We start from the raw sequence: 25,213 nt of genomic DNA on the forward strand, positions 1-25,213 counted from the left end.
ATTTGTTTGCTTACGGTGTCGACAGGAAAAGCCAACCAAACAGAGGTGCAAGCTGTGTCCAACACATTTCCGAGCCACGCGCGGGTCGTAATCGTGGGCGGGGGCATCATGGGGGTGGGTCTTGCCTATCACCTCGGACACGAGGGTTGGGGGCAGGACACCCTGTTGTTGGAAAAGGCGGAATTGACCTCGGGGAGCACATGGCATGCGGCCGGGCAGATCACACATTCGACCTCCAGTTTTGGCTTGGGCAAATGTGTCGGCTACAACATCGATCTTTATTCAGGGGATTTGGAGGCTGAAACCGGCCAGCCCGTAACCTGGCACGGCTGCGGATCATTTCGTCTGGCCTACACCGAGGATGAGATGGACTGGCTCCGCCACACGCTATCGGTCGGGCAATCGCTGGGGTTCAACATCGAACTTGTTGAGGTCGACAGGATCGCAGACAAGCATCCTTTCTATAACCTCGACGGGGTTCTGGGGGGGCTGCACACACCGGACGACGGCCATGTGGATCCCACAAATGTGACGATGGCAATGGCTGCGGGAGCGCGCAGAAACGGGGTCAGGATCATTCGGCAATGTCGGGCTACCAACATCACCAGGGCCGCCACGGGAGAGTGGGCCGTCGAAACCGAGATGGGCACGATCATCTGCGAACATGTCGTCAATGCCGGCGGAACCTATGCCCGGCAAATGGGAGAGTGGTCCGGTCTTCAATTGCCAATGACCTCGATGACCCATCATTACTTTGTGACCGAGCCGGTCCCCGAGTTTGAGACCCTCGAATATGAACTTCCTGTCATTCGCGACGACAAGAAGGTGTCGGGCTACATCAGGATGGAGCAGAAGCGGGGGCTGATCGGGATCTACGAGAAGGAAAATCCGAACTCCGTCTGGCATGATCACTGTCCCTGGGATTATGAAAACTGGCTATTTGATGCCGACTATGACCGCGTCATGCCGTATCTTGAGGAAAGCCTGAACCGCATGCCGATTTTTGCGCAACTTGGCATTCAGCGCGAGGTTCACGGGGCGATCAGCCATCCGCCGGATGGCAACCCGCTGATTGGCCCGGCGCCGGGTGCGCACAACTACTGGTGCTGTTGCGGAACGCAGATCGGGATCGGCTGGGGGCCAGGTCTGACGCGCGAACTGGCTCGCTGGATGGTGCATGGCGCCGCGGATATCTCGATGCGGGAATTCGATCCGCGCCGCTTTGGTTCCTATGCCCGAAAAGAGTGGCAGGTGGTGAAGGCCGAGGAAGACTATTGCCTTCGGCACGAGGTTCCCTTTCCGCATTTCAATCGTTTGGCAGGGCGGCCGGTCAAACCGTCCCCGTTGTACGATCTCCTCAAGTCCAAAGGGGCTGTCCATGAAGAGGTTTACGGGTTCGAGCGGCCCCGTTGGTTTTCCCGGAATGGTGTCGCGCAGGAAGACCATTATTCCTTCAATCGCACTGTCGCAGACGACATGGTTGCGCTGGAAGTGAACGCCGTGCGCAATGCCGTCGGGATCATGGATGTGACGGCCTTTACAAAAGTGCTGGTTGAGGGGCCCGACGCCTATGCCCTGCTGGATCGCCTGACCGCGAACCGGATGCCGCAAAAGGTGGGTGCGATTACGCTCACGCACATGTTGAACCGGGCCGGGCGGATCGAGCTGGAAACCACGATCATGCGAATGGAAGAGGGTCGGTTTTACCTTGTTTGTGCCGCGTTTTTTGAACAGCGTTTGCTCGATCATCTGAACCAGAACCGCGCGGATGAATTGGTGACGATCACTGCGGTTTCGTCCCAATGGTCGGCCCTGTCGCTTAACGGGCCGCATTCGCGGGACGTTCTGGCGAGGTGTTCGGATGCCGAACTAGGAAATGAAAACTTTCGCTGGCTTTCCGGGCAGCAGATCTCTGTCGCAGGTCACCGCGTCTGGGCCTTGCGGATGTCCTATGCTGGGGAATTGGGATGGGAACTCCACATGCCAAATGCAGCCTGCTTGGATGTCTACAAAGCGCTTTGGGCAGCCGGTGAAGCGTTCGGGATAATCGACTATGGTTCCTTTGCAATGAACGTGTTGCGCATGGAAAAGGGATTCAAGGGCGCCAGTGAATTGACAAACGAGGTCACGCTGGCCGAAGCGGACGTATTGCGGTTGGCTCGCACCGACAAATCGTATCTCGGGCGGGACGAGACCCTGAACCCTGATCTGCGGTGGGTTTGCGCTTATCTGGAAATCGAACCGGATGGTAAGGCCGACGGGCATGGCGGCGAGGCTGTTCTTCTGGATGACAGTGTTGTCGGCTCGACGTCGTCAGTTGCCTACAGCCCCACCGTCGGAAAGATCCTCGCCTTTGCTTATCTCCAGCCATCAGCCGCAAGGCCTGAGACCGCTCTTGAGGTCGTCATTCACGGGGTTCGACGCGCCGCAAAGGTTCTGGGTGAGCCGGCGTTTGACCCGGCCAGCATTCGCCCCCGCACGGAGGCGAGGGAAATCGCATGAATCTGCCAAGAACCATGTCTGCGATGGTGACGATTGGTCATGGCGGGCTTGATCAGATGGTGTTTCACGAGAATTGGCCGCGCCCTGATCCAGCGGCCGGTGAAGTCCTCATAAAGGTCGGGGCATGCGGATTGAACAATACGGACGTGAATACGCGATCGGGTTGGTATTCAAAGTCCGTGACCGACGCCACGACCGGTAATGCCTTTGCCGAGGTGAGCGAAGATGATCCGACCTGGGGCGGTGCGCCAATTCAGTTCCCGCGCATTCAGGGGGCCGATGTCTGTGGAAAGATCGTCGCCGTGGGCGAGGGAGTCGATCCCGCCCGGATCGGTGAGCGGGTCATAACCGATGGCTGGTTGAGGGATACAGATGACCCCGAAAGCATGGACAAGACCGGTTATTTCGGATCGGAACGGGATGGCGGGTTTGCCGAGTTTACCACCACTCCGTCCCGAAACGCCTTGAACATACGGTCCCAGTTGACGGATGCCGAACTCGCGACGTTTTCCTGTTCCTATTCCACGGCCGAAGGCATGCTGACACGCGCCGGTGTTTCGGCGTCTGACACGGTGCTGGTTCCCGGCGCCTCTGGCGGGGTTGGTGGCGCGCTGGTGCAATTGTCGAAGCGGCGCGGTGCGCGGGTTGTTGCAATGGCCTCCGAGGACAAGCACCCGCAGGTTGCAGCGCTTGGCCCGGACATGATCCTGCGCCGAACACCGGATGATCTGCGTGCAGCGTTGGGGCAAGAGAAGATCTCGGTGGTTGCCGACGTCGTCGGTGGGCCATACTGGCCGAAACTCATCGATGCTCTGGTACGAGGCGGCCGCTATACATGCTCCGGAGCGATTGCCGGCCCAATTGTCTCTTTCGATCTGCGGACATTCTACCTGCGTGACCTGACATTCACGGGTTCGACAGTGATCCCCCCTGCGGTCATGTCAAACCTGATCCGATACATCGAAAACGATGAAATCAAACCGGCGCTTGCTGCAACATTTCCGTTGGAACAGCTTCGAGAGGCGCAGGCAGCCTTTATCGCCAAAGAGCACGTCGGAAACATCGTGGTGATCCCATGAACAGGATGAGTTGGGACAGATTGCTGACCGAAATTCGCAGCGTTCATGAAAATACGACCGCCTTGCAGACTTTCTGCCCGTTTCCCGATGATATCCGGCAGCAGCAGGTTTTGCCGCATCACATTCCGTCATCGGATCTGATGCAGGCGGATCCCGCGCTTGAAAGCACGCGCTATCGGGCGTGTTGCCAGGCCCTGATCGACTGCGCTGACCAGGCGCATTGGCGGGAAACGTACAAAGGCACCGATATTGGCGAGGACTTTTTGAACCGTTTTGGCTGCTATGGGATCATCGGGCCGAACGCTCCGTTCCATAGCGACAGGATGCGGGCTTGGGTCGTCTACATGCCGGCCCGACTATGGTATCCGTGGCATCACCACCCCGCCGAAGAGATGTATCTGACGCTTGCGGGCACCGCCCGTTTCCTGGTCCGGGGACATCCAGATCAAACCATGATCGAGGGCACCCTCAGCACTCATATGTCCGACCAGCCCCACGCAACCGAAACCACCGGGTCGCCGTTCCTCGCATATGTGGTCTGGCGCAATCAGTTTGAAATCGCGCCCGTGCTGACACCTGCGGAGAAGCTGGAATGAAGATCACCCGGATTTCACTCTATCAGATCGACCTGCCGTTGGAGCACCCCTACTGGCTGTCCGGTGGGCGTCTTAGGTTCGAGGTTCTGGATGCTACTTTGGTCAAGATCGAAACCGACACCGGGCTGATCGGCTGGGGGGAAGGCACGCCTTGGGGGCATACATATGTGCCCGCCCACGGCCCGGGGATACGGGCCGGAATTGAGACAATGGCCCCATTTATCCTCGGGCTGGATCCGCGCCGGGTCTTGGCCGTGGAGCGGGCCATGGATCTTGCGCTGCCCGGCCATCTCTATGCCAAGAGCCCAATTGATATGGCCTGCTGGGATATTGCCGGTCAGGCTGCTGGTCTGCCTATTGCGGATCTCATGGGAGGCGGATCCCGAACTCCGCGCGCGATTGCGTCTTCGGTCGGGGCCAAGACCATCGAGGAAACCCGCGCTGTCATCGATCGCTATCGCAGTCGCGGGTATGTAGCACATTCTGTCAAGATTGGCGGTGATGTGGCACGGGATATCGCGCGCATCCGGGACGTCGAGAGCATCCGGCGCGAGAACGAGGTTGTACTCTATGATGTCAACCGCGGCTGGACGCGGCAGCAGGCCTTGCGGGTGATGTCGGCTACCGAAGATCTTAACGTGATGTTCGAACAGCCCTGCGAAACGCTTGATGACATCGCTGCGCTGACAGGAAAGCACGCTGCCCCGGTATCGGTGGATGAATCTCTGGTAACCCTTCAGGACGCATCCCGCGTCGCAAGGGACGGACTTGCAGAAGTATTCGGGATCAAGCTGAACCGGGTCGGAGGGCTTACAAAGGCGGCCCGGATGCGTGATGTTGCTCTGGCGCACGGTATCGACATGTTTGTTATGGCCACAGGCGGTTCGGTGCTGGCGGATACCGAGGCGTTACATCTTGCGGCAACGATTCCCGATGCCAATTGCCATGCGGTCTGGGCCTGTCAGGATATGCTCACATTGGATATTGCCGGGGGCAGAGGTCCACGCAACGACAATGGCTATCTGCACCTCCCCGAGGCACCGGGGCTGGGTGTGCAACCTGACGAGAAGGCGCTGGGCGATCCGGTTGCGGTGTATCCATGAAGGTCAGCGGACTCATCCTGTGGTCTGTAGAACTGACAAGCCACGCCACCTACTACATGGCCGGTGGAAAAACCTGCGATACGGTCAAATCGCAGGTTCTGTGTCTGGAAACCGACAACGGGATGAAGGGTTGGGGCGAGGTGTGCCCCATTCCGCACTATCTGCCGGCATTTGCAGATGGGGTGCCGAGTGCGGTGACCGAAATGGCCCCGGCGCTTCTGGGGGCTTCGCCAATCGGTGTCGATGCCATTATGCGCCGGCTCGATGACGTTCTGCAGGGACATTCTTATGCCAAGTCGATTGTCGACATGGCCTTGTGGGATTTGTTCGGCCAGGCAACCGGGCAGCCGCTCTTTACCCTGTTGGGAGGGCGCACGCAGGCGGACATGCCGCTGTATCATTCGATCACCTGCACCGAGCCCGACGACATGGCTCGTATCGCCGCCGAGGCATATGCAACAGGTATCCGGCAGTTTCAGGTCAAGTTGGGCGTTGATGCAGATTGGCAGGCCGACGCCGAGCGATTGACAAAGGTTCGTGAGGCCGTCGGAAGTGGCCCGATTGTTTACGGCGACTGGAATTGCGGCGCGACTAAACTGCAGGCCACCCGAACGGCGCGCACGGTTGCGCATCTGGATGTTATGCTGGAGCAACCTTGCAGCACGCTGGAAGACTGCGCCGCTGTCCGGCAGGCTACGGGTCTGCCGATGAAAATCGACGAAGGCGCATTTGATCTGGCGTCACTGCTGCGTGCGCGCGACCTTGGTTGTCTTGATGCAGTCGCACTGAAACTATCCAAGTTTGGCGGGATCTCGACCATGCGCAGAGCGCGGGATCTGACGCTTCATTTCGGGGCCGAGATCTGCGCCGAATGCACGTGGGGATCGGACATCGTAACAGCTGCCGCCCTGCATTTTGCCGCTTCCACACCACCCCGAATGCTGCTGAATACATGCGACCTGTCATCCTATGTGGCGCCGCGCCTTTGCCCGGACGCACCCGTTCGCACAAACGGTCGAATCGCGCCTCCCGAAGGTCCGGGTCTGGGTGTCTCACCGAACCCCGACATGCTTGGAACTCCGATTTTGGAGCTTAACTGAACAATGCATAAGCTATCGACCCAGTCCGAATGGATCTCCCGAGCCCGCAATGTGCTGCCTGCCGGAGGATTTGGAAATTTTGACCCGAATATCGTGATCTCCAAGGGGCAGGGCAGTCGTGTCTGGGATGAGGATGGTAAGGAGTATATCGACTACCTTATCGGATCGGGGCCCATGCTATTGGGGCACGGTCACCCCGAAGTGCTGGACGCGGTTCTGGAGCAACTGCCATTGGGCATGACCTTCTTCGCCAACAACAGCAAAGGAATCGAACTGGCCGAGGCCATCGTGGATGCCGTTCCCTGTTGCGAACAGGTCAGGTTTGTGGCTTCGGGCGGCGAGGCTGATATGTACGCCATCCGGCTTGCCCGCGCCTATACCGGGCGCGACCGAATTCTGAAATTCGAGGGCGGTTATCACGGTATGAGCGCAGAAGCCCAGATGAGCCTTGCCCCGGCCACTCGGGTGAATTTTCCGCAAGCGGTGCCGGATAGTGGGGGGATTCCACAATGTGTCGCCGACCAGATGCTGATCGCCCCCTTCAATGATCTTGCGGCCGTGGAGGCTCTGTTGAACGAAAACCGTGATATAGCCGCCATAATCGTCGAACCGTTGCAGCGGATCATTCCGGCTGAACCTGGGTATCTGGAAGGGTTGCGCAGCCTCTGCGACGCTCATCACGTCTTGCTGATCTTTGACGAAATCGTAACGGGGTTTCGTTTGGCTTACGGCGGTGCGCAGGAACGTTATGGTGTAACCCCGGATATCTGTACGCTGGGAAAGATCATCGGGGGTGGGTTCCCGCTGGCAGCTGTCGGGGCGAGTGCCGAGATTATGGGTCACTTTGACAGGTCACTTGTTCCACCCGACAAATGGCTCATGCAGCTGGGGACATTGTCCGGCAATCCGATTGCCGCTACGGCGGGCCTCAAGACAATGGAAATCCTGCGCCGCGAAGGCAGCTATGATCGGCTAAGGGCCGTGGGACGATCGCTTCAGAACATGCAGTCTGAGGCGCTTTCCAAGGCCGGTATCGCGCACCGGATCTGCGGAGATGAGACCCTGTTCGACGTGTATTTTGCAAATTCTGATTGCCGTGATTATCGCTCTGCCCGCCATGACGACCCAAACCGAAATGTGATCTATAATGATGAACTGCGACGCCAGGGGGTCTTCAAGTCGCCCGGCAAACTCTACCCTTCGCTCGCGCTCTCGGATGCAGATCTGGAAGAGACAGAAGCGGCGGTTCTGGCTGCGGTACATGCAGTCAGCGACACCTAAATGAGCGGGTTTGGAGGCAGGTGTTCTAGTGGGGGCTTTTTTTTGCCGAAATCTCGGCCACACCCTACTGTCGATCACTGAGTTGCATTCAAATGGACTGCAGCCATTTCTTGAATATTCTGATTGTGACGCGGTTTTGATCTCCGGGACGGCAAACAAAATACAACCCGCGATCCAGCGCTACTCTGCTTTCGTCCAGCCGAACCAGCCGGCCAAGCTCTAGGTCTCTGGCCGCCAGAAGATGCCGGGTAAGCGCTACGCCTTGACGGTCCAAAGCAGCTTCTATCAAGACTGCGCTGTCAACGTACTTTGTTTGTTGCGACTGTAACTGGTCGGCGTTCAGCCCAACTTGTTCAGCCCAATTGTTCCAGCCAACATTGAAAGCGTCGTGCAGCAAGGGCAGCCCGCAAATGGCTTCTGCCGTCATCGGCAATGGCGTGTCTTCGACAAGCGCAGGGGCAGCCACGACAATTAGTTCTTCCTGTGCAATTTGCTCATGGTGCAAGCCAGCCCAGCCTGGCTCCCCAAATCGAAGAGCGACATCGACTTCGGAACTGTCAAAGTCCGCAAATCCGTCATTGGTGTCCAAAAGCAAACTTATCCCGGGATGGTCGTGATGAAACGAAGGCAGGCGGGGCACCAACCATTTGAGGGCCAGAGAGGTCGACAGAGAAACCGTGATCGACTGTCGGTGATGCACTCGTTTTACGTCCATCACTCCCAGTTGCAGTGCAGAAAAGGCTTGCCTAGTAGATTGATGCAGCCGCTCACCCGCCTTGGTCAATTCGACGCCGTTCGGGCGGCGATGAAACAGGGTTACCCCCAGATGCAGCTCCAGTTGTTTGATTTGGCGGCTCACGGCACCGTGCGTGACATTCAATACATCTGCGGCCTTGCTCAGGCTGGATTGAGTTGCCGTTTCATCAAAGGCTTGCAGGGCGCGAAGGTGTCTGAGGTTTTCCATGATGTGAGAAAACCTAACATTGAGCTTCGATAAACTCGATAGGTTTCTGATCATGGGCAGGACTATCTTGAGCACACGCCAAGAAATCTGAGAAGTGCTCATGCGCTGTGGGCAAGAGCTGCCAAAGGAGTCGATTGTGCCCGAAGTGAAAGTCGCGTTGATGACCGGTACCGGTCAGGGAATTGGCCGGGGATGTGCCATCGAGATGGCCAAGGCTGGCTATAAGGTTTCGCTCATGTCGCCTTCCAATCGTTCTGTCGAACTTGCCGAAGAACTGGGTGGAATAGGCAGGCGTGGTTCGGTTCTGGATGTGGATGATCTTCAGTCCATGATTGACGACACGATGAGCCGATATGGTCGGATTGACGCGATTGTCAGCAATATGGGGCATGGTGGAACCGTACCGGAGGAGATCAAGACCGTTGGGTTTGATCCTGATTTTGATGGTCCCTTGCTCGAACTGAGTGACGAGCTTTGGCACGAAAGCCTGGACATGTACGTTCTGAATGTTGTCAAGATCGCCCGCATTGTCACCCCGATCCTGATCGAACAGGGCGGCGGTGTATTCGTGAACATCTCGTCAATGAATACAATCGAACCTCGTGCGCCCTATCCGATGAGCATGCTGCGCGGCGCGTTGCACAGCTTTTCCAAGCTGTATGGCGACCGCTATGCCCGCCACAACATCCGCATGAACAACTTGCTGCCGGGCTTTTGCGAGAATGTGAACCTGTCAGATTTCGCCCGCAAATCCATACCGGCTCAGCGACTGGCGACCTTCGAGGAAATCGGGCAGGCTTGCGTGTTTCTCGCGTCAGACGGTGCTCGCTACATCAACGGACAAAGCATATTGTCTGATGGCGGGATGAACCGGGCAGTGCGCTGAACGAGGGGGAGAGAGGAAATGATCGTAACGGCCTTGAAAGACATAGTCGGAACCGAACGGGACATTTCCGGCCCCGGTTGGCAAAGCCGACGGTTGTTGCTGGCTTCCGATGGTATGGGATTTTCAATGACGGATACGATCATTCGGCGCGGCGCGACCTTGGAACTGGAATACAAACACCATCTGGAAGCGTGCTATTGCATTGAAGGCTCTGGGGAAATCAAGAGCGTAATGGGCGTGGAATGGCACCCACTGGAACCTTTCACACTATATGCGCTTGATCAGAATGATCGCCATGAGGTTCGGGCAATTGATGGCGATTTGCGGCTGGTCTGCGTGTTTAACCCGCCGCTGACAGGCAGTGAAGTGCACGGCCCAGACGGCAGCTATTCGCCTCAGGTCTGACTTGCAGTAATGCAACGGGTCGCGCCTGCGATGCATCCCGAAAGCCACCACTGCCCAAACATGAATCATTTTGTTGAGGTCTAACTGCGTGAAAAGGTATTCGGTTCACGTAGGCCGTCGCTCGAAAGGCTTGGGCTAACCGAAAGCTCAGAGCCTGATGCAGACAACTTGCAAGGCACTCAAAGTGCGCTTCGGATTCCCAAGTCAGGCAATCAAAAACTATGGCCAGTTCGGCGGCCGCCAGCAGCATAACGGCCTGATGTCTCGGCTGGGCCCATTGGTCTCAAAGTCGGATGCAGGCCAGATGCGGTCCGTTGCCAGTGAGGTCGCAAGTAAGCGAGAAGAGCGCTCAACTGTTCAGATTTCACTACTGGATAGGCTGGGCCAAAACCTCCATTCGGTCGATCGCCCTTATCAAGCGCGATTGAACCAGAACCGGCCGTTAACAAACGAGCGGCGAGTTGCATTCTTGGCGCCCGTCGCTACACAGCGTCCGGGTTATTTTGGAAGGCAGCCCAAAGGGACGATGCACTTTGGCTTTCCCACAATCACACTGATCGGCGAAAGCACCCGAATGGCCTGGGCTCCTAGTGCCTAAAGTCCTCAGAGGGCAGGCGCCCGAAAAATTCTTGGTTTTCTTTGGTAAACTGGCCATGTGCCAAAAACCCCAGGCATTCGCTGCATCGGCCACCCGGCGGACTTTGCCAGACAGCAAGTCCTGACGGGCTTTGTTGAGGCGCAGAGCAGTCAGATACGGTTTTGGAGAGATTCCGACGCGATCGACAAAAGCGCGATGCAGGGTCGGCCATGATGTTCCGCATATAACACAAAGGTCCCGGGTATTTGGCGGGTCGTCCGCCTGAGCCTCGATCAGTTCGAGAGCCCGCCGATAAACCCGATCCCGATTGCCGTCTGTGTTGTCATCCAATCGGTGCTTCGCGTTTGAAATGGCAAGCATGAGTGCAAGGAGGAGTTCTTCCTCGTATTCAAGGGAGACGGTGTCAGCCTCATTGTCGGAAAACGCCACCGATTTTCGTGCAAACAGTTCGGCGGTCATACCGCCAAGCGAGAGATCGATAACCGTGGGTGCAGAGGCGCCGCTGGGCAACTCCAATCCGAAATTCTGGGCCTTAGCCTCGGCGTCGGTTCTCGCGACACTGATTGTCAAGTCGTCGAACCCGGCCTCACTCACGCAGTCGAATTCATGACCGCTGCCAAGGCAGATAAGCGGCATATCCGGTGACTCGGACCGCAACCATTTTGAAATCGTTCGAGGTTTCGGCAGACCGAAGGTAATGACACCGCCGGGCGCCGCGCCGGATTGATGGACGCGGCAAGGCATCTCAAGTCGGAGAGTCGAAATCAATTGCGCACTGCGAAGATGAACCTTTGTGGATCCAGAACCACAAGAAATCTGGCGGAAATCTAGATCCCAGGACGTAGGTCGTCCAATCTCGTTCGGGTCGGAGAGTTCGGTTGATAGTGTTCCGTTTGCCGTCATGAAATTCCGAAGATTGAACAATCTCTTGACGTGGCTAACCGGTATTTTGGACGAGGTTTGCCAGCCAAGCCGATTGCAGGCCGAGCCATGACCGACACACCGAGTACTTCGCAAATTGGACGCCATTGCCTCCCAACAGACAGCCGCCGTCGCGAGCGCGTGGTCGTTATGGTCACCACCGAAGAACATGCGCGCCTGCTGAATCTGTCGGCGCGTCAGGAACAATCGATATCGACGACGTGCCGCGATCTCATTCTGAAAGGGCTTCAGCGCGCGGATACCAAGTAAGATCCATTGGACGAAAAAGGTAAGGGGAAGGTGGAAAATGAAAACTAAGCTACTCGCGGCTGCCGCGGTTCTGGTGTCGACTGCGGCGTCAGCACAGAACAGCGGGCCGATAATACACGATGCCGAGTTCTTTGTACTCAATGCCCAGCATGGTGACAGGTGGGCGACTGAAGATGCCGAGATCCAGCAACGGCTTGAGTAACTTCGCGCCGAGCATGGCAGACCGCCCAACATCATTTACATTCTTTGGGACGATCAGCCGTGTGGGATCGTAGGGTTCTCAGGGATCCAGCAAACCCTGGGATTTGAAACTCCCAATTTGAACCAGATGGCCGACGAAGGCATCAATTTCACCCGTATGTACACTGAGCCATCGTGCACGCCCACGCGTGCGGCCTATCTGACTGGACGGATCCCGGTTCGACATGACATGGGAGTGGTCGGCATGCCGCACGAATATGCGGGTCTTCGCGAAGACGAAGTCACTCTGGCAGAGGTCCTGTCCGAAGCCGGCTACGCCTCGGCCCATTATGGCAAGGGTCATCTTGGCGACATCGAAGAAAGCTATCTGCACGATCAGGGATTCGACAAGGCGCTCTTTACGCCAATGAACCTGATCACGTTGATCTACGACACGCAGGGATCGGCAGCGAATGCGGTCCTTGGATTGCCGGACATTGGACCTGAAGACCCCTGTAAGCTGGATGATCCCGGTCTCCTTCCGGCGGGATGGGTGTAAACGATCGAAGGTCGCAAGGGTGAACCCGGAAAAGAGTGGAGTGTACCCAACAATGAGTGGTACGCCAAGGTCGATCCGGAAAGCGAAGACCGGATGATGAAGTTCATCCGTAAAAACGCTGAAGCCGAAAAACCATTCTATGTTCAGTATTGGCCGAACTGGCTGGATTTCCTTGCGCCCGACATAGAAAGAAACAAGCTGAATGGCGGTAAAGTCGCGGAGGCCTATCATCGTCTCGACACTTTTGTCGGGCTGGTCATGGACGAGCTTGAGAGCCTCGGTATCGCTAAAAACACGATCTTTGCTGCCATGGCGGACAATGGCCCGATGGTCCACAACCTGCCCCCGGGTTGGGGAATGACGCAGATCATGTTCTCCGGCGGCAAAGGTGACATCACCGAAGGCGGAGTCCGGGTGCCCGCCTTTGCCTGGTGGCCGGGAAGGTTCGGCGGTGGGCAGCTTGTCAGCGACATTGTGCATGTGACAGATCTGTTCACGACCTTTGTCACACTTGCGGGGGCGACGGATCACATTCCACGGGACCGCATCATTGATGGAAACAACCAATCCTCGCTTCTGCTAAACGGGGATACCCACTCGCATCGCGACTATGTTCACATCTATCAGGGTCATACGCTCGCTGCGACGGTTAAAGGCCGCTACAAGCAGCACTGGATTTCTTCAGATCCGGGAGCAGCGTCCGGCATCGGGGCTTCGTTCTATGATCTCTATCAGGACCCACACGAGGAAAACCCTCACCTCGTTCCGCTGATCCATATTTCGGGCCAATTCAATATCATGCGGAAGAGACATGAGCTTCTCAAGGAGCAATATCCAGACAAACCGAATGCACGGGGAGTACCTTTGACTGGCCTGTCAAATGCGCGTCGCGAAACATTGGCCATTGCCGAACGTCTTGAGCGGAACCTGCAAGGCCTGCCGGTTTCGGTTCAGGGGATCGTCCGGCGCCAACCCAGCTTCGAATTGCACGACTTCGACTGGGGTGAGTGATGTGTCTTGGCCTGCGGTGACGCGGACCCATCGCGGCAAGACACAAAAAAATGCGAAGGGCGTCGAAAGGGCGGCCTTTGCATTTTCCCGGGGGTGTGTATTGAGAAAACTGAGCACCAGAAATTGGATCGAAACGCATGCTTCGAAATAGGGTTCTTCAGATCGTGAGCGCTCTGCTTTTGGCGGGAAGTGCCATGGCAAACGAGCAAGAGAATGCGTCAAATCCCCTTTCGAAGGGTCGCAACACAGATCTGAGGATTCAGTCGATCAGCGGTGAAGGCGGCGACAAAACCGACTACTTCCTTGAGGGCGCGTTTATGGCCCTTGATAACCTGAAGATCAAATACGAGTTGCATTACAACGACGTATCATCCGTCAGGAACTCGGGAAGTGGCTTTGAAAAGGCAATCCTGAAGGGAATCTATTTCCCCAGCGAAGGTAGGCTTAACGAGACTTGGGCTTTCCGTCTGGCCGTCGGGCTCGATTGGATCGTCGAGTTCGACAATTTCGATAATGGGATCGGAGTTGGCGCAGACCAGTTGGGACCGTTTGCCGGCGTTGCCCTTTCCAACTCAAAAACGGGGTTGAGCTTGATCCCCCTAATTCAGCATTTTGCGTCCTACTCTGGCCAGACGGATGTGAGCCAAACGGCGGCGCGGCTCATTGCGCTACAACCTTTTGCAACAGATTACTGGGCGAAACTTGACCTGAAACTCCCCTATGATTGGAATGCAGGCAAGTGGCCCGCTACGGCAGAGCTACAGATCGGCTACAACATCAATGAGGGCACAGCCCTTTACGGGGATCTTCTTGTTGGTATTGGCTCAGACAGACCCTTCGACACCGGTTTCGGTCTCGGATTGCGGTTCCGTTATTGAGGTCCGTATGGTTTAGCGACCAAACGGCAGTTTGGTTCGGTATAGGCGTCACCAATCCAATGTGTCGCGAATGTCGGTGGCGCTGCCGCTTGCAAAGGATGCCGCGGGATTTATCGATGGGTCGTTTGAATTCCTAGCCGTCACCTTGGATTTTTGGTCGGGTAACAACTGTGCGTTTTGGGCAGCCCTTCTCAAGTGACGGCCAGGAGATTGGTTGTGAACGTCCGCTTAAACTTTGCGCCCGGCTTCTTTCCAATAGGGTGCCCGAAGCCGGGGTTTGAAGATTTTTCCGCTATCCTCGCGGGGCAGGGCTTCGTGAAAATCGATGACGCGGGGGTGTTTGAACCGGGCAAGTTTACCGTCGAGGTACTGCCCGACCTCTTCGGCATTCGGCGTCCAGTTCTCGGCGGGTTCAATCGCGGCCACAATCCTTTCACCAAATTCTGGATCAGGTGCGCCAAACACGGCCACGTCGCGGATGAACGGGGCGCGGAGCAGAACTGCCTCGATCTCTGCCGGAAAGATATTCGCGCCACCGGAAATGATCATGTCCTTCTTGCGGTCCGTAATGTAGAGAAACCCGTCTTCGTCCATCCAACCCAGATCGCCGACCGAAATGTGCCCATGCTTCTCCGCAGTTCTCCGGCCCTCGGGATCGTTGGAATAGTCGAAATCTCCGAACGCCTCCATTCGGGCATGGATTTCTCCTACCTCACCAGTTGGAAGTTTGTTGCCATCGGCGTCGAGGATTAGAACGGTTCCGCCCATTTGCATCCGTCCGGCGGTTCCCGGCCGGGCCAAAGCCTCTTGCGAGGATACCATTGTCATAAATCCGATTTCCGAAGCGCCATAGCTTTCCCAGAAGACCGGCCCCCACCAATCGATCATCGCCGCCTTCAGGTCATGCGGCCAGGGTGAGCCGGTAGAGATGCACAATTCGACCGAGGACAGATCGTAGCAATCCTTTACGGCCTGCGGCAGCTTGAGCAATCGGTTCATCATCGTCGGCACAAGATAGATATGCGAAATTCTATCAGCCTCTATGGCAGCCAGGAATGCCTCGGGTTCGAACTTGGGTGCGACAAGAGTTGAGACACCGTCAGTCGCCAGTGCTGCGGCGGTCAGGGTCGAGGGGGCAGAATGGTAGATGGGAGCAGCCGTGAAAAAGCGCGATCCCGGTTTGAACCGCATCATTTCAGCCCCAACCCGGTGCAGAACCTCAGTGAAATCCTTGCGTGGACCGGAACTCGTTTTTCGAATGCCCTTTGGCCTGCCGGTCGAGCCGGACGTGTATCGCATCAGGGGCCGCATCATGGCGCGGGTCGGAAGCGGTAAAGCGGCTTCGATAAGTGTTTTCCACTCAGGTAAGTCAGGCGCGCTCTGCGCTGCACTTTCCGATATACCGTAGGCACCCCTGAGCGCCGGGCCTGGAGTAACACCGATTACTTGCCGCCCGTGTAGCGCAGGACGCAGTTTGTCGATCAGATCGCGATGTATGATAACCGTCTGCGCATCACTGTCATCGCAAATCGCGCCGACTTCCTCCGCCGTGCCGTGCCAGTTCAAAGCCACTAGGACAGTCCCGGTCCGCGCTGCTGCGCTCATGATCTCAAGCTGTGTCAGATCGTTGCGCATGATGATAGCGACAGGAACGTCCTCTCCGGCCCCGATTGCGGCGAGGGCACCGGCGCCTTTTGCCGCGCGTGCCTCGAGAGTTTCACGCGGAATACGCTGATCGAAATCTCCGACATAAAGATCAGGCACGCCCGCTTCCTCTTCTTCATTCAGTTTACGCATCCGTCGTCACGCAATCCGGGCACTGGTTTGAGCGCCTGTCAAGGTTTGACATCCGTCGTCTGACATGCAGCTGCTGAAAGAGGCATCCGCGTCTGACGACGGTTCAACTGCCGGTGAAGCAAATGGGCAGTCTAGCGCCCAATTCTCGCTCTGGTCGCGCGGGTTATCAGTGATTGATGCTCGAGGCGATCGGGGCGGCTTCCAATGCGCGACAATTGACACGAAAGGTCGGATCGGGAGCAACACCCGGTTGGTGACCGCTAGCAAAGTGGTCACGCCGGGCATGCGTGACAGCCGCTCTACCCATCGCCATCCCGGCAAAGCATCCCGGATGGTGGCAAGAGCCAGTGCTCTCGACTCCAGTCGGCCAACCGCCAGCCGCACATGAAATCGTGCGCGCGCGCCACTCTGGGCCAGATCCGATCCCAGGATTGCGCCCTTCGCCGAAACGTCAACAAACTCGAGTCGATCTGCTCCGGTCTGCTCGGCATATTGTCTCTGCGATCAGCTACATCCCATGCCAGTTTTTTGGGAACCCGTCGATAGCGGCTCTGGTCCCGTATTCAGGTTTTGATCCGCTCGGACCCCAGACGCGGAGCGGAACAGTTCTATTCGTCATCTAGAGTACTTTGAATGCCTGCTTGCGGGAAATCGTGCTTCTCTGACGCGTGTCATTTCGTGTCACGGTTGCGTAGCCGACGTGGGTGTCCCTGCATCTGCAACAGGCAACTTCGTCCGCAACTCAGTCACAGGCCCTGCCTCGCCCCCTTTCCCGCTTCTGGCTGAAGCGATCTTTCAAGCCCGAAGGCGGATTTTTCCGCGGTTTCGTCGGTTCCAAAGCGACCGGTAAACGCAACGTAGCGGTCGTTCGAAAAGATGTTCAGACGAAAGTGTTGAGCCCGATTCAGAAGTGACGAATTTTCTCTGCGCTCGTTCGCAGTGGGGCGGCGTGCTGCGCCGTCGAAAACCAGCCTCTACATGAAAGAAAGAAATGCAGACGTTCACGCAGAATGCAGCGATGCGAAGATCGGCAAAGACGGGGGCGCGGACTGTTCAGACGTATACTCGATGCATGCCAACTGGTGCTTTCGACCCAAACCGGCCTCATGGGTTCGATCGTGTGCGGGTCTGCTATGCGAACCAGCGAGGAAATCCGTTTGAGGTTATTCATCAGGCACAAAACGAGTTTTTGTAGGATGGTCACTCTGACTGATCCAATCCAACCCTCGTGCCGGTACGAATTGCATTTCCGGTTCCAGTGCCGCGCAACCATTCATTGGCATCGAGCTCTGCAATTGGAATTTATTGCAGATCCTCTACCTACTCGCTGGCCTATGGCTCGCCTGAGATTCGGGGATGGATGTAGTCAGGTGCGATTCCGTCTTTTTTCATCGCAATTCCGGTTAGGAACTGGAACATGGTGCGCCGCACTAAGCGCGCTGTCTGCTGGCCCTTGTTGTCGTAGAAGGGGTTGAACTCGACGAAATCGATGCCGACGATGGTCTTGGTGGCGGCAAATTCGCGGAGCATCGGAAACAGATCCTCAGGGTGCGAACCGATGGGCGAGGATGACCCGGTGCCGGGAGCGTAGCTCATGTCAAACGTGTCGATGTCAAAGGACACGTATACGAGGTCGATACCTTCCAGATCCCTGTAGATCTTCTCGAACGTCGCTTCAACGCCATCCCGTCGAATTTCATGAATATGATAGACCTTGCCGCCTTCAGCAAGAACCTGATCCCAATCACTTTCACCGAAAACGGGTGTAGCCATTCCGTACTGGATAACGTTGCTGCCATCGACCAGCCCCTCTTCGACGGCCATCGTCATAAAGCTGCCCGAGTGGTAGTAGGCGCCGAACTTTCCCTGACCGCGATCTAGATGCACATCGAAATGGACAAAGGCCACGTTGTTGCGCCCGTAAACATCGACGATTCCCCGGAAGGTGCCGTTTGGAACCGAGTGGTCGCCCCCGACAATGAAGGGAATGGCCCCAACCGAGGCTACTTCCCGTGTCATCCGTCGGATTTCTTCTAAAGTATGTGACTGGTTGTATGCATTCATTCCGGCGTCGCCGTAATCGACCGCATTAAGGATCGTAAAGGGCGGTATCAGGGTTTCATATTCCACCCAGCTGAGTGGAAATTTCGGGTCGCCGTATCCACCATAATCCCTTGTCGTGCGCACTTCGGCAGGTGCCCACATGTTGCCCGCAGAATGTGGCAATGCGCCGGTTGGGGCCCCGAAAATAGCCACGTCGACTTCACCGGCCACCAGATCTTCTGGTCTCAGCGCCACAGGCAGCTTGAAAAAGGTTTGAATGCCTACCGGTTCCATTTGCAAATTGTAGCGTTGGATGTCGATTGGTCCGGGTTCACGCCCGCCGGTCCCGTCGCGCAGATCGCGCCAGATATTCGTGGACTTGTCCTGCTTGATGTTCATCTTGCCGGGGTTGTCCTGATCGATATGCGGCATCGGGGCGCGTTCTTCTTGCGGCGCTGCTTCGACGATATTCTTTAGCATCTGGGCTTCGGCCGAAGCGGAGATCAGCGAGAAAGATGAGAGCAACGCAGCAGTAGCGATCGCAGTCCGGGGTTTCATCAGACGGTCCTTCCGATTCAGTCTTGGGTTTGGCGCCCATTGTTGTTGTCTTCAAGTCTGACGCAGACGCTTTGTCTTTGCTACGTAATTTGTGCAAACCAATTGCATGTTTGTCTACCCGGGCTTGCTGGCAGGGCATGGTACGTGCAGTCTAATGGCATGAACTTACAACAGATACGCCTTAGAGACGCCGAGGACATATCAGAGTTCCTGTTGGATGCGACGGGAATGATACCCGGCTATACCCAGTTTTCCGCCGGAAACGCGGACCTGGAATACGACGTGGTGGACCTGGAGGGTGTCAGCCTGCTCTGGGCCCGGGGCCGGGCGCATTGCCGGTGGCAGGACCAGATGTCGGATGATGGCCGGGTACATTTCGGTTTTGCACTCGAAGCCGAACGCGGCGCGCTGTCGATGGGTCACGACCTGAGCCCGAGCGAAGCGATGCTGTTTCTTCCCGGGCAGGACATGGATTACGTCTTTCTGGGACCCGTCCTGACGCTTGAGATCGCTGTGTCCAGTGACATTGTCGAAGCGCTCGGATGGTCCTTCACCGGTTCCCCCCTTGCCAGGTTGCCGGAACCGGTTCTGCGACATTTGGCGCAAGTCTGCAAAGACGCGGCACGGGTTGTTGCTGGCAGGAACTACAACGCACCACCGGCGCATTTGACTGAATTGCGATTGAGGGTCCTCGATGCTCTTGAACATGCACTTGCCCCGTGGTTGCCACACAACAACAGTTCCGCGGCATTGGTGACTGAGATCCCACGCAGCCACAGGGTCTTGCGGGACGTGGATCGTTACATGAAGGGGGGGCAGGGCGGAGTTTTCGGGATCGAGACGCTTTGTAGTGAGCTTGGCGTGGGGCGCCGAACGCTTTTTTACGCCCTCCGGCAATCGCTTGGCCTAACGCCGCGGCGATACTTCGAAGTCCTGCGCCTGAACGAATTGCGGTGCAAACTGAAAGCCGCCAGCGCCGACACCAGCTCGGTTACCCAACTGGCAACCGATCTGGGATTTGGCGACCTCGGCCGGATGGCCGGTAAGTACCGTGCACAATTCGGAGAATACCCCAGTGCGACTCTGAGGAGTTAAGTCGCCCTTTGGCGCGGTTTCCGCTTCAGGGTTTCGCTGGGCAGTTCACCGAACAGATTCTGGTAGCGTGCCGCCATGCGGCCAAGCTCGGAAAAGCCGTGCTCATGGGCCAGCACCGTGACAGAGGTGACATCGGGCGTGGACCGGAAAAGACCGGCACGCAGAGCATTCAACCGTACGAGTTCCCGGAATTTCCTTGGGCCGATGCCGTATTCCTTTTGGAAGGCCAAAAACAGGCTGCGTCGTGAAACCCCAACCTTGCTGGCAAGCAAGTCCGCATTTGCGTTGATGGCATAATCCGGATCAATCAGAAGTGTATGCGCCTTGCGCACGACAATTGCGCTGCCGCTGGGCGAGTGTTCGGGGTCGGCTACGCCATCGGGGGCAAGCCACGGTTCAAGCGCCCTTTCGATCAGATCGAGGAAGATCTCCAACCAATGCGCCTTCGAATTCATAACACCGGTTTCGTCGGCATCCCGCACGGCTTGCGAGAACGCCGTGCCAGCGCTCTGTCTCAATGCCGTTGCAACGTTGTGTTCAATTCGAGCTGTTTGCCCCGCAGCGCAGTTCCAGCCAAGTTGCATCGGAACAGTTTCATCAAACGAAAATTCAAGAGTGGTATAGCGACCGTGCGTGCTCAGTTCCGCCGTTTCACCCGGCCGCAGCAGATGACCTGTTGTCTTTTCAATGGCGGAATGCCCAATTTTTGACGGCCCCTCAGCCGACACCATTAGTGCAAAACGCCATTCCTCGCCGACCATGTTGTCAATCCAGAGATGGCGACCATCTCCGGACACCTGCAGTACCCGTAACGGCCCAAGGTCGAGGCTGCGCGCACTCAGCACTGCCGGTCCGGCCGACAATTGGACAAAACCTGTTTCGGTGCTGGTTTGAGACAAATAAAAGCTCTCGAGCGTGTCGGCATCAGCCAGATCAATCACGTACTGGTTGAAATTGGACATTCTCTTGCATGCTCACTTGTTTCGGAGCCAGCCTGACAGTGCACCGCCGCAACCTGCTGACAGCCATAGTGTTCGTGCAGCTTCAAACAAGTATCCAGCTTGCACTAATTGCATATCACGTCAACCTGCGCGTTGTTAGACTTCCTGTGATCGGAGCATTTTCTTTATCTTGAGAGGGTTAGATCACCATGCAACGCTGGATATCCCTTTTGACGTCCGCCGCTACTGTGACGTCATTGATCGCAGGATCGGCGATAGCCGAAGATCTGCCACCTCCGGATTTCACAAATGACGAGCGGATTGACGGCCTGCCTGCCGGTATGCTGCCATGGCGCGACCCGGACAATCCAAATGTGCAGATCCTCGATCCCGGCTGGAACAAGTATTTCTTGCGCAAGGACATGGTCGGAGACAACCCGAAGCGTGAGCCGGGGCCGATCGACCTGCAGCGTTACAAGGTGCTGCCGACCAAGCATGCCATGCCCACCTATTTCGGTCTGCCCTACGCGATGACCACCGAGGATCTGATCGCCGGCGACGTCGACGTGGCTTTTCTGGGCGCACCGTCCAGCTTCAACCCGGCCGCCGGGACCGGATGGGCGGCAAACTACATGCGGATCAACCACAACTATGACTTTGCCCAGACCAGCCATGATATGTGGTTCAACAACCAACCCTTCGACATCCTGAACGCGGTGGACTACGGCAACACCAATGCACATCCGTCGCTGATGGTTCAAAACTTCGCCGACCAAGCGCTGGTCATCAAAGAGATTTTGGCGGCTGACGCCATCCCGATGGTGATTGGCGGCGAACACGGAACCCAGGTTGCATCGATGATGGCGCTGGTGGATCACTATGGACCGCAGACCTTCACGGTCGTGCATTTCGATGCCCATACCGACCTTGCCCCACCCGATGGCGCACTTGGACTTTTTCACCATGGCGGGCGGTCGCTGCGCTTTGCGCACGAGAACGGCTGGATCAAAGGCGACCAGATCTTTCATGTCGGGCTGCGCGGCGTTTATGAGAGCGTCGAGCGCATGGACTGGATGTGGAACAACGAAACCAACTACTATTTCATGCCGCGTTTCGAGCGGAACGGGTTCGATGAGACCACCGATGAACTGGTCGCCGAACTGAAAGGCCGACGGATCTATATCTCGATCGACATGGACGTGCTCGACGGATCGCTTGCACCGGGAGTGTCGAACCCTGAGATCGGCGGCATGACCACCCTGGAATTGCAGCAAATCCTGCGCAAGCTGGTGCTTCAGAACGAGGTTCTGCTGATCGACTGGGTTGAATACTCGCCGCTTCTCGATGATCGCCGCCGCTCAACGGCGAATGTAATCAACCGGTTGCAGCGCCACGTTCTGGCAGCAATGGCGGCCCGCAAAGAGGGCATTACCGATCCCGACTATGTGCATCCGGCCATGCTAAAGGACAACAGCAAGTAAAGCCGTCTCACAGCCCCTTGCTTTCCCCTAAAAAGGCGCCTTTCATCGGGGCGCCATTTCCTCTGATCAGTTTGGGAAAACCATGTCCGCAAGCGATCCCGCCCCCAATACCGCAGGCGTCCGTGGTCTCCTTGGTCGCCTGATCCGCGAACCCGTTGTTCATTTTCTCGTTCTCGCCGGGCTACTCTTTGCCATTCAGGCTTTGTTCGCCCGTGACAGTCGGGATCTGATCGTGGTCGATGCCGCGACGCAGGAATTTCTTTTCAACCGTGAGGAAGAACTGCTTTTGCGCCAACTGACTGATGACGACAAGCAGAACATCATCCAAAGTTTCGTCGAAGAAGAAATCCTTGTCCGAGAGGCGGTCAAGCGCGGGTTTTCCGACAGTTCCCGCATCCGAGCGCTCTTGCTGCAGAATATGCGCTTCTTCATCGCCGGGGATCTGCCCGAACCCTCGGACAAGGACTTGCGCGCCTATTTCGAGGCCAATCCCGAAACCTTCCGAAGCCCGCCCAGCCTCGACCTGAAACACGTGATGTATGATGCGGACAGCGAGGTTCCGCTGGACGTGCTGGAGCAACTGAACTCCGGCACCGATCCCGCAATCCTGGGCGATAGCGCCTTAAATTACGGGAAAACGCTGCGTTTCATGGACCAAACCCGGCTTGTACAGTCTTTTGGCAGTGAAACGGCCCAACAAGTGTTTGAGAAACTGAACGAGGGTGATGGCTGGCATGGGCCATTCACCACTCCCACGGGTTCGGTCCACTTTCTGAAGGTGATCGGAAAAAACGAGCCAAGACTGCCCGATTTCGAGGTTGCGAAAGACTGGATATCGACGCATTGGATGGCCGATACCTCGCGAGCTTTGATGGATCGGGAGTTACGGTCTTTGGAGCCTGATTACCGGATCGAAATAGAACCTCTGCAGGGAGACAAGGGCGGTGCTTGACCGGATCTGCTGTGCTCTGTTGGCGATCCTTGTTGGTCTGGTCATGCAAACAGGTGGCGCCTTGGCGCATTCCCTTGGTGTCGACCGTGCCGAAATGGTCGAGATCGAACCCGGAGCCTATCGCTTGACTGCCAAGGTTCCACGCCGGATTCAACCGGCAATCCTGACTCCGATTTTGCCTGAGCGTTGCCACTTCACCGGTAATCCAACCGGCAATCGCGGGGGCTATTCCGTAACCTTCCAGTTCAACTGTGACCCGGGCCTGACCGCCGAAGACCGGCTCACCCTGCCGTGGAAGCGCGAAGGGAGCCTGCTCACCGTTCGCTGGGCGGGACAGGAACCGGTCTCGAGACTGGCCAAGCGCGAAGGAGAGGCTATAACGGCGGATCTGGCGGAATGGATGGCCGGGTCGGGGTCGACCCTGCGTGCAGCCAAGCGTTACACCGTGCTGGGGATCGAACATATCCTAGCAGGGATCGACCACCTGCTCTTTGTGTTGGCACTGCTCTTTGTTGTCAACGGCCGCTGGAAGCTCGTTAAAACCGTTACCGCCTTTACCGTCGCCCATTCAATCACGCTGGGATTGGCGACGCTGGGATACGTATCCCTGCCCACGGCCCCGGTGGAGGCCGCCATCGCCTTGTCGATCGTCTTTCTGGCCTCGGAAATCGTTTGGAAATCGCGCGGTCGCACATCTCTGACCTTTGAGGCTCCCTGGGTCGTGGCTTTCGCTTTCGGCCTTTTACACGGGTTGGGCTTTGCCGGGGCGCTGTCCGAAATCGGCCTGCCACCGGCGGAGATCCCTGTTGCCCTGCTTTTCTTCAACGTCGGTGTGGAAATCGGACAGTTGCTATTCGTGGCTGCGGCGCTGGCTGTAGGCTGGGTGATCTCTCGCGCCGTTTTACAGGGCAAGCGGTCGAACCTTCTGCGCCTCGCCATCGTCTACAGTATCGGCGCAATCTCAATGTTTTGGGTAATCGAGCGGACCGGAAAAATCTTCTTGTAGACAATGAAATTCGGTCGTTGAACTCGGCCTGAGCCTTTGGCCGCTATCTGCCTTTCACGACGGATGCTGCGCGATTCATCAACCAGTGGTATGGGCTCGTAGCCGCCATATGGCGGTGCGCCATCGGTTGCCCATAACCCGACCCCGAAACCGGATGTTGACGCTTGGCCTTACAATCAATGGTCGTCGCGGTGTTTATGTCTGGGACCGGAGGGACGGATAGAGATACAGATATGCCCAGAAGCCAGAAGCCTAGGCGCAATGCCTCGAACAAGGGTTGCCTGAGCGGCCAGAAACGTCCGCTGCTGCCAAAGCAAGTATGGGCAATACGTGCGCGGCTTGAACGCGCGGGCAAACTTCGTGATCTAGCGCTCTTCCGGGCTGGCGTCGGTTGCCGCGATCATCACTTCGGTTTCCCGGCCCCCACCATGTTGTTGAGTTCATCCAGAGCAACTTTTAAGCCGCGCAGGCCATCTTCGCCCAGTACAGAATAAGTGCCCTCAAGCGTGGCTAGGCAACCTACTTTCAGCGGCTCAGCCTGCGCCACACCAGCCGATTTCAGCGCGGCCGCGGAATTAGTAGTCAGGTACTACTATCGCATGTATTCCTCCCTGCGATGTTGGAATTGGCCCTCTGCGCGGAAGCCGCCCGGCAGACCATTCGAGCCTGCGTTAGGAAGTTTCCAATCCGAATTTCGGAGAGTGAAGCGATGTAACCTCTGGTCCGATTTTCTTGGAATGCCGGCGGCTTTGAACGACTTTGGTGTGTGCGAGGAAATGCTCCAAATGTTCAGAGGACATGATCATCTGTGTCTGATGCGGTGCATTTGTTCCAATTTCCCGGCCACTTTTCTAAGTAAGCTGTTGACCTTATTTCCCTGCTGAATTACCTAACCCAAACTTCGAGCGGGTATGGTGAAATGGTATCATAAGAGCCTTCCAAGCTTAAGGTGCGGGTTCGATTCCCGCTACCCGCTCCAAGATATTTTCCTCCCGAAGATTTCCTGC

The 25,213-nt window shown here is 56.8% G+C and carries 20 protein-coding genes and 1 tRNA gene; 16 read left to right on the forward strand and 5 right to left on the reverse strand.

Translation table 11 applies throughout. The features are described from left to right. The first annotated feature begins 54 nt into the window (after window positions 1-54). The 6 genes from ACP15U_RS16520 to ACP15U_RS16545 are packed head-to-tail and all read left to right on the forward strand — an operon-like array spanning window position 55 to window position 7,661. Window positions 55-2,502 (forward strand): FAD-dependent oxidoreductase, encoded by a 2,448-nt coding sequence (locus ACP15U_RS16520; protein ID WP_425046257.1) that lies wholly within the window; start codon window positions 55-57, stop codon window positions 2,500-2,502. Then, window positions 2,499-3,581: an alcohol dehydrogenase family protein gene (locus ACP15U_RS16525; RefSeq protein WP_425046258.1), complete on the forward strand. Its 1,083-nt coding sequence runs from the start codon at window positions 2,499-2,501 to the stop codon at window positions 3,579-3,581. Before ACP15U_RS16520 ends, ACP15U_RS16525 begins: the two co-directional genes overlap by 4 nt. Beyond that, entirely contained in the window at window positions 3,578-4,177 is a 600-nt protein-coding gene (locus ACP15U_RS16530; RefSeq protein WP_425046259.1) for a dimethylsulfonioproprionate lyase family protein, read from the forward strand. The genes ACP15U_RS16525 and ACP15U_RS16530 overlap by 4 nt, the downstream gene beginning before the upstream one ends. After that, complete coding sequence (locus ACP15U_RS16535) at window positions 4,174-5,280, forward strand: mandelate racemase/muconate lactonizing enzyme family protein (protein ID WP_425046260.1); 1,107 nt, start codon at window positions 4,174-4,176, stop codon at window positions 5,278-5,280. Before ACP15U_RS16530 ends, ACP15U_RS16535 begins: the two co-directional genes overlap by 4 nt. Beyond that, window positions 5,277-6,380: a mandelate racemase/muconate lactonizing enzyme family protein gene (locus tag ACP15U_RS16540; RefSeq protein ID WP_425046261.1), complete on the forward strand. Its 1,104-nt coding sequence runs from the start codon at window positions 5,277-5,279 to the stop codon at window positions 6,378-6,380. Before ACP15U_RS16535 ends, ACP15U_RS16540 begins: the two co-directional genes overlap by 4 nt. Window positions 6,381-6,383: 3 nt before the next feature. Further along, entirely contained in the window at window positions 6,384-7,661 is a 1,278-nt protein-coding gene (locus ACP15U_RS16545) for an aspartate aminotransferase family protein (protein WP_425046262.1), read from the forward strand. A gap of 88 nt (window positions 7,662-7,749) precedes the next feature. On the opposite strand, the gene ACP15U_RS16550 is transcribed toward ACP15U_RS16545, so the two are convergent. Further along, window positions 7,750-8,625 carry a LysR substrate-binding domain-containing protein gene (locus ACP15U_RS16550; protein WP_425046263.1) on the reverse strand — a complete coding sequence of 292 codons (876 nt, stop codon included), beginning with the start codon at window positions 8,623-8,625 and terminating at the stop codon, window positions 7,750-7,752. A gap of 136 nt (window positions 8,626-8,761) precedes the next feature. On the opposite strand from ACP15U_RS16550, the gene ACP15U_RS16555 reads away from it, so the two are divergent. Together ACP15U_RS16555 and ACP15U_RS16560 are read left to right on the forward strand one after the other, a co-directional pair. Then, on the forward strand, window positions 8,762-9,511 hold the full coding sequence (locus tag ACP15U_RS16555; RefSeq protein WP_425046264.1) for an SDR family oxidoreductase: 750 nt from the start codon (window positions 8,762-8,764) through the stop codon (window positions 9,509-9,511). 18 nt (window positions 9,512-9,529) lie between these two features. After that, complete coding sequence (locus ACP15U_RS16560) at window positions 9,530-9,916, forward strand: ectoine synthase (protein WP_425046265.1); 387 nt, start codon at window positions 9,530-9,532, stop codon at window positions 9,914-9,916. Between the two features lie 442 nt (window positions 9,917-10,358). Here the strand turns inward: ACP15U_RS16560 and ACP15U_RS16565 are convergent, their stop codons facing one another. Further along, on the reverse strand, window positions 10,359-11,846 hold the full coding sequence (locus ACP15U_RS16565; protein ID WP_425046266.1) for a helix-turn-helix domain-containing protein: 1,488 nt from the start codon (window positions 11,844-11,846) through the stop codon (window positions 10,359-10,361). A gap of 94 nt (window positions 11,847-11,940) precedes the next feature. On the opposite strand from ACP15U_RS16565, the gene ACP15U_RS16570 reads away from it, so the two are divergent. The 3 genes from ACP15U_RS16570 to ACP15U_RS16580 all read left to right on the forward strand — a co-directional run bounded on the left by ACP15U_RS16570 (window position 11,941) and on the right by ACP15U_RS16580 (window position 14,333). Continuing rightward, window positions 11,941-12,444, forward strand: a complete 504-nt coding sequence (locus ACP15U_RS16570; RefSeq protein ID WP_425046297.1) for a sulfatase-like hydrolase/transferase — start codon at window positions 11,941-11,943, stop codon at window positions 12,442-12,444. Between the two features lie 96 nt (window positions 12,445-12,540). Then, window positions 12,541-13,455 (forward strand): sulfatase-like hydrolase/transferase, encoded by a 915-nt coding sequence (locus ACP15U_RS16575; RefSeq protein WP_425046267.1) that lies wholly within the window; start codon window positions 12,541-12,543, stop codon window positions 13,453-13,455. A 194-nt stretch (window positions 13,456-13,649) separates the two neighbouring features. After that, the gene (locus ACP15U_RS16580; protein ID WP_425046268.1) at window positions 13,650-14,333 is read left to right on the forward strand and encodes a hypothetical protein; all 684 of its coding nucleotides are present in this window, start codon (window positions 13,650-13,652) and stop codon (window positions 14,331-14,333) included. A 228-nt stretch (window positions 14,334-14,561) separates the two neighbouring features. On the opposite strand, the gene ACP15U_RS16585 is transcribed toward ACP15U_RS16580, so the two are convergent. Both ACP15U_RS16585 and ACP15U_RS16590 read right to left on the reverse strand, forming a co-directional pair. Beyond that, complete coding sequence (locus ACP15U_RS16585) at window positions 14,562-16,130, reverse strand: AMP-binding protein (RefSeq protein ID WP_425046269.1); 1,569 nt, start codon at window positions 16,128-16,130, stop codon at window positions 14,562-14,564. A gap of 1,332 nt (window positions 16,131-17,462) precedes the next feature. Beyond that, the gene (locus ACP15U_RS16590; RefSeq protein ID WP_425046270.1) at window positions 17,463-18,731 is read right to left on the reverse strand and encodes an arginase family protein; all 1,269 of its coding nucleotides are present in this window, start codon (window positions 18,729-18,731) and stop codon (window positions 17,463-17,465) included. Window positions 18,732-18,890: 159 nt separating this feature from the next. Here ACP15U_RS16590 and ACP15U_RS16595 point away from each other — a divergent pair, with 159 nt between their 5' ends. After that, entirely contained in the window at window positions 18,891-19,826 is a 936-nt protein-coding gene (locus tag ACP15U_RS16595; protein ID WP_425046271.1) for a helix-turn-helix domain-containing protein, read from the forward strand. Here the strand turns inward: ACP15U_RS16595 and ACP15U_RS16600 are convergent. Continuing rightward, complete coding sequence (locus tag ACP15U_RS16600; protein ID WP_425046272.1) at window positions 19,823-20,788, reverse strand: helix-turn-helix domain-containing protein; 966 nt, start codon at window positions 20,786-20,788, stop codon at window positions 19,823-19,825. The two genes, ACP15U_RS16595 and ACP15U_RS16600, sit on opposite strands and share 4 nt — an antisense overlap. Window positions 20,789-20,976: 188 nt before the next feature. Between ACP15U_RS16600 and ACP15U_RS16605 the strand changes: the two genes are divergently transcribed. The 4 genes from ACP15U_RS16605 to ACP15U_RS16620 all read left to right on the forward strand — a co-directional run bounded on the left by ACP15U_RS16605 (window position 20,977) and on the right by ACP15U_RS16620 (window position 25,185). After that, on the forward strand, window positions 20,977-22,248 hold the full coding sequence (locus ACP15U_RS16605) for an arginase family protein (protein ID WP_425046273.1): 1,272 nt from the start codon (window positions 20,977-20,979) through the stop codon (window positions 22,246-22,248). Window positions 22,249-22,330: 82 nt separating this feature from the next. After that, window positions 22,331-23,200 (forward strand): peptidyl-prolyl cis-trans isomerase, encoded by an 870-nt coding sequence (locus ACP15U_RS16610; protein ID WP_425046274.1) that lies wholly within the window; start codon window positions 22,331-22,333, stop codon window positions 23,198-23,200. Continuing rightward, a complete protein-coding gene (locus tag ACP15U_RS16615) occupies window positions 23,193-24,206 on the forward strand; it encodes a HupE/UreJ family protein (RefSeq protein WP_425046275.1) in 1,014 nt (337 codons plus the stop codon). Before ACP15U_RS16610 ends, ACP15U_RS16615 begins: the two co-directional genes overlap by 8 nt. Before the next feature lie 905 nt (window positions 24,207-25,111). Then, window positions 25,112-25,185 (forward strand) — tRNA-Gly (locus ACP15U_RS16620). The last annotated feature ends 28 nt before the right edge of the window (window positions 25,186-25,213 follow it).

Source organism: Primorskyibacter sp. S87 (assembly GCF_049801055.1).
Taxonomy (GTDB): Bacteria; Pseudomonadota; Alphaproteobacteria; order Rhodobacterales; family Rhodobacteraceae; genus JBNAGF01.

What these genes read in the sequence shown, in the direction of transcription:
- ACP15U_RS16525 (WP_425046258.1), top strand. Translation starts at nt 2,499, where the DNA reads ATGAATCTGCCAAGAACCATGTCTGCGATGGTGACGATTGGTCATGGC.
- ACP15U_RS16530 (WP_425046259.1), top strand. Translation starts at nt 3,578, where the DNA reads ATGAACAGGATGAGTTGGGACAGATTGCTGACCGAAATTCGCAGCGTT.
- ACP15U_RS16535 (WP_425046260.1), top strand. Translation starts at nt 4,174, where the DNA reads ATGAAGATCACCCGGATTTCACTCTATCAGATCGACCTGCCGTTGGAG.
- ACP15U_RS16540 (WP_425046261.1), top strand. Translation starts at nt 5,277, where the DNA reads ATGAAGGTCAGCGGACTCATCCTGTGGTCTGTAGAACTGACAAGCCAC.
- ACP15U_RS16545 (WP_425046262.1), top strand. Translation starts at nt 6,384, where the DNA reads ATGCATAAGCTATCGACCCAGTCCGAATGGATCTCCCGAGCCCGCAAT.
- ACP15U_RS16550 (WP_425046263.1), bottom strand. Translation starts at nt 8,625, where the DNA reads ATGGAAAACCTCAGACACCTTCGCGCCCTGCAAGCCTTTGATGAAACG.
- ACP15U_RS16560 (WP_425046265.1), top strand. Translation starts at nt 9,530, where the DNA reads ATGATCGTAACGGCCTTGAAAGACATAGTCGGAACCGAACGGGACATT.
- ACP15U_RS16575 (WP_425046267.1), top strand. Translation starts at nt 12,541, where the DNA reads ATGAAGTTCATCCGTAAAAACGCTGAAGCCGAAAAACCATTCTATGTT.
- ACP15U_RS16580 (WP_425046268.1), top strand. Translation starts at nt 13,650, where the DNA reads ATGGCAAACGAGCAAGAGAATGCGTCAAATCCCCTTTCGAAGGGTCGC.
- ACP15U_RS16585 (WP_425046269.1), bottom strand. Translation starts at nt 16,130, where the DNA reads ATGCGTAAACTGAATGAAGAAGAGGAAGCGGGCGTGCCTGATCTTTAT.
- ACP15U_RS16590 (WP_425046270.1), bottom strand. Translation starts at nt 18,731, where the DNA reads ATGAAACCCCGGACTGCGATCGCTACTGCTGCGTTGCTCTCATCTTTC.
- ACP15U_RS16595 (WP_425046271.1), top strand. Translation starts at nt 18,891, where the DNA reads ATGAACTTACAACAGATACGCCTTAGAGACGCCGAGGACATATCAGAG.
- ACP15U_RS16600 (WP_425046272.1), bottom strand. Translation starts at nt 20,788, where the DNA reads ATGTCCAATTTCAACCAGTACGTGATTGATCTGGCTGATGCCGACACG.
- ACP15U_RS16605 (WP_425046273.1), top strand. Translation starts at nt 20,977, where the DNA reads ATGCAACGCTGGATATCCCTTTTGACGTCCGCCGCTACTGTGACGTCA.
- ACP15U_RS16610 (WP_425046274.1), top strand. Translation starts at nt 22,331, where the DNA reads ATGTCCGCAAGCGATCCCGCCCCCAATACCGCAGGCGTCCGTGGTCTC.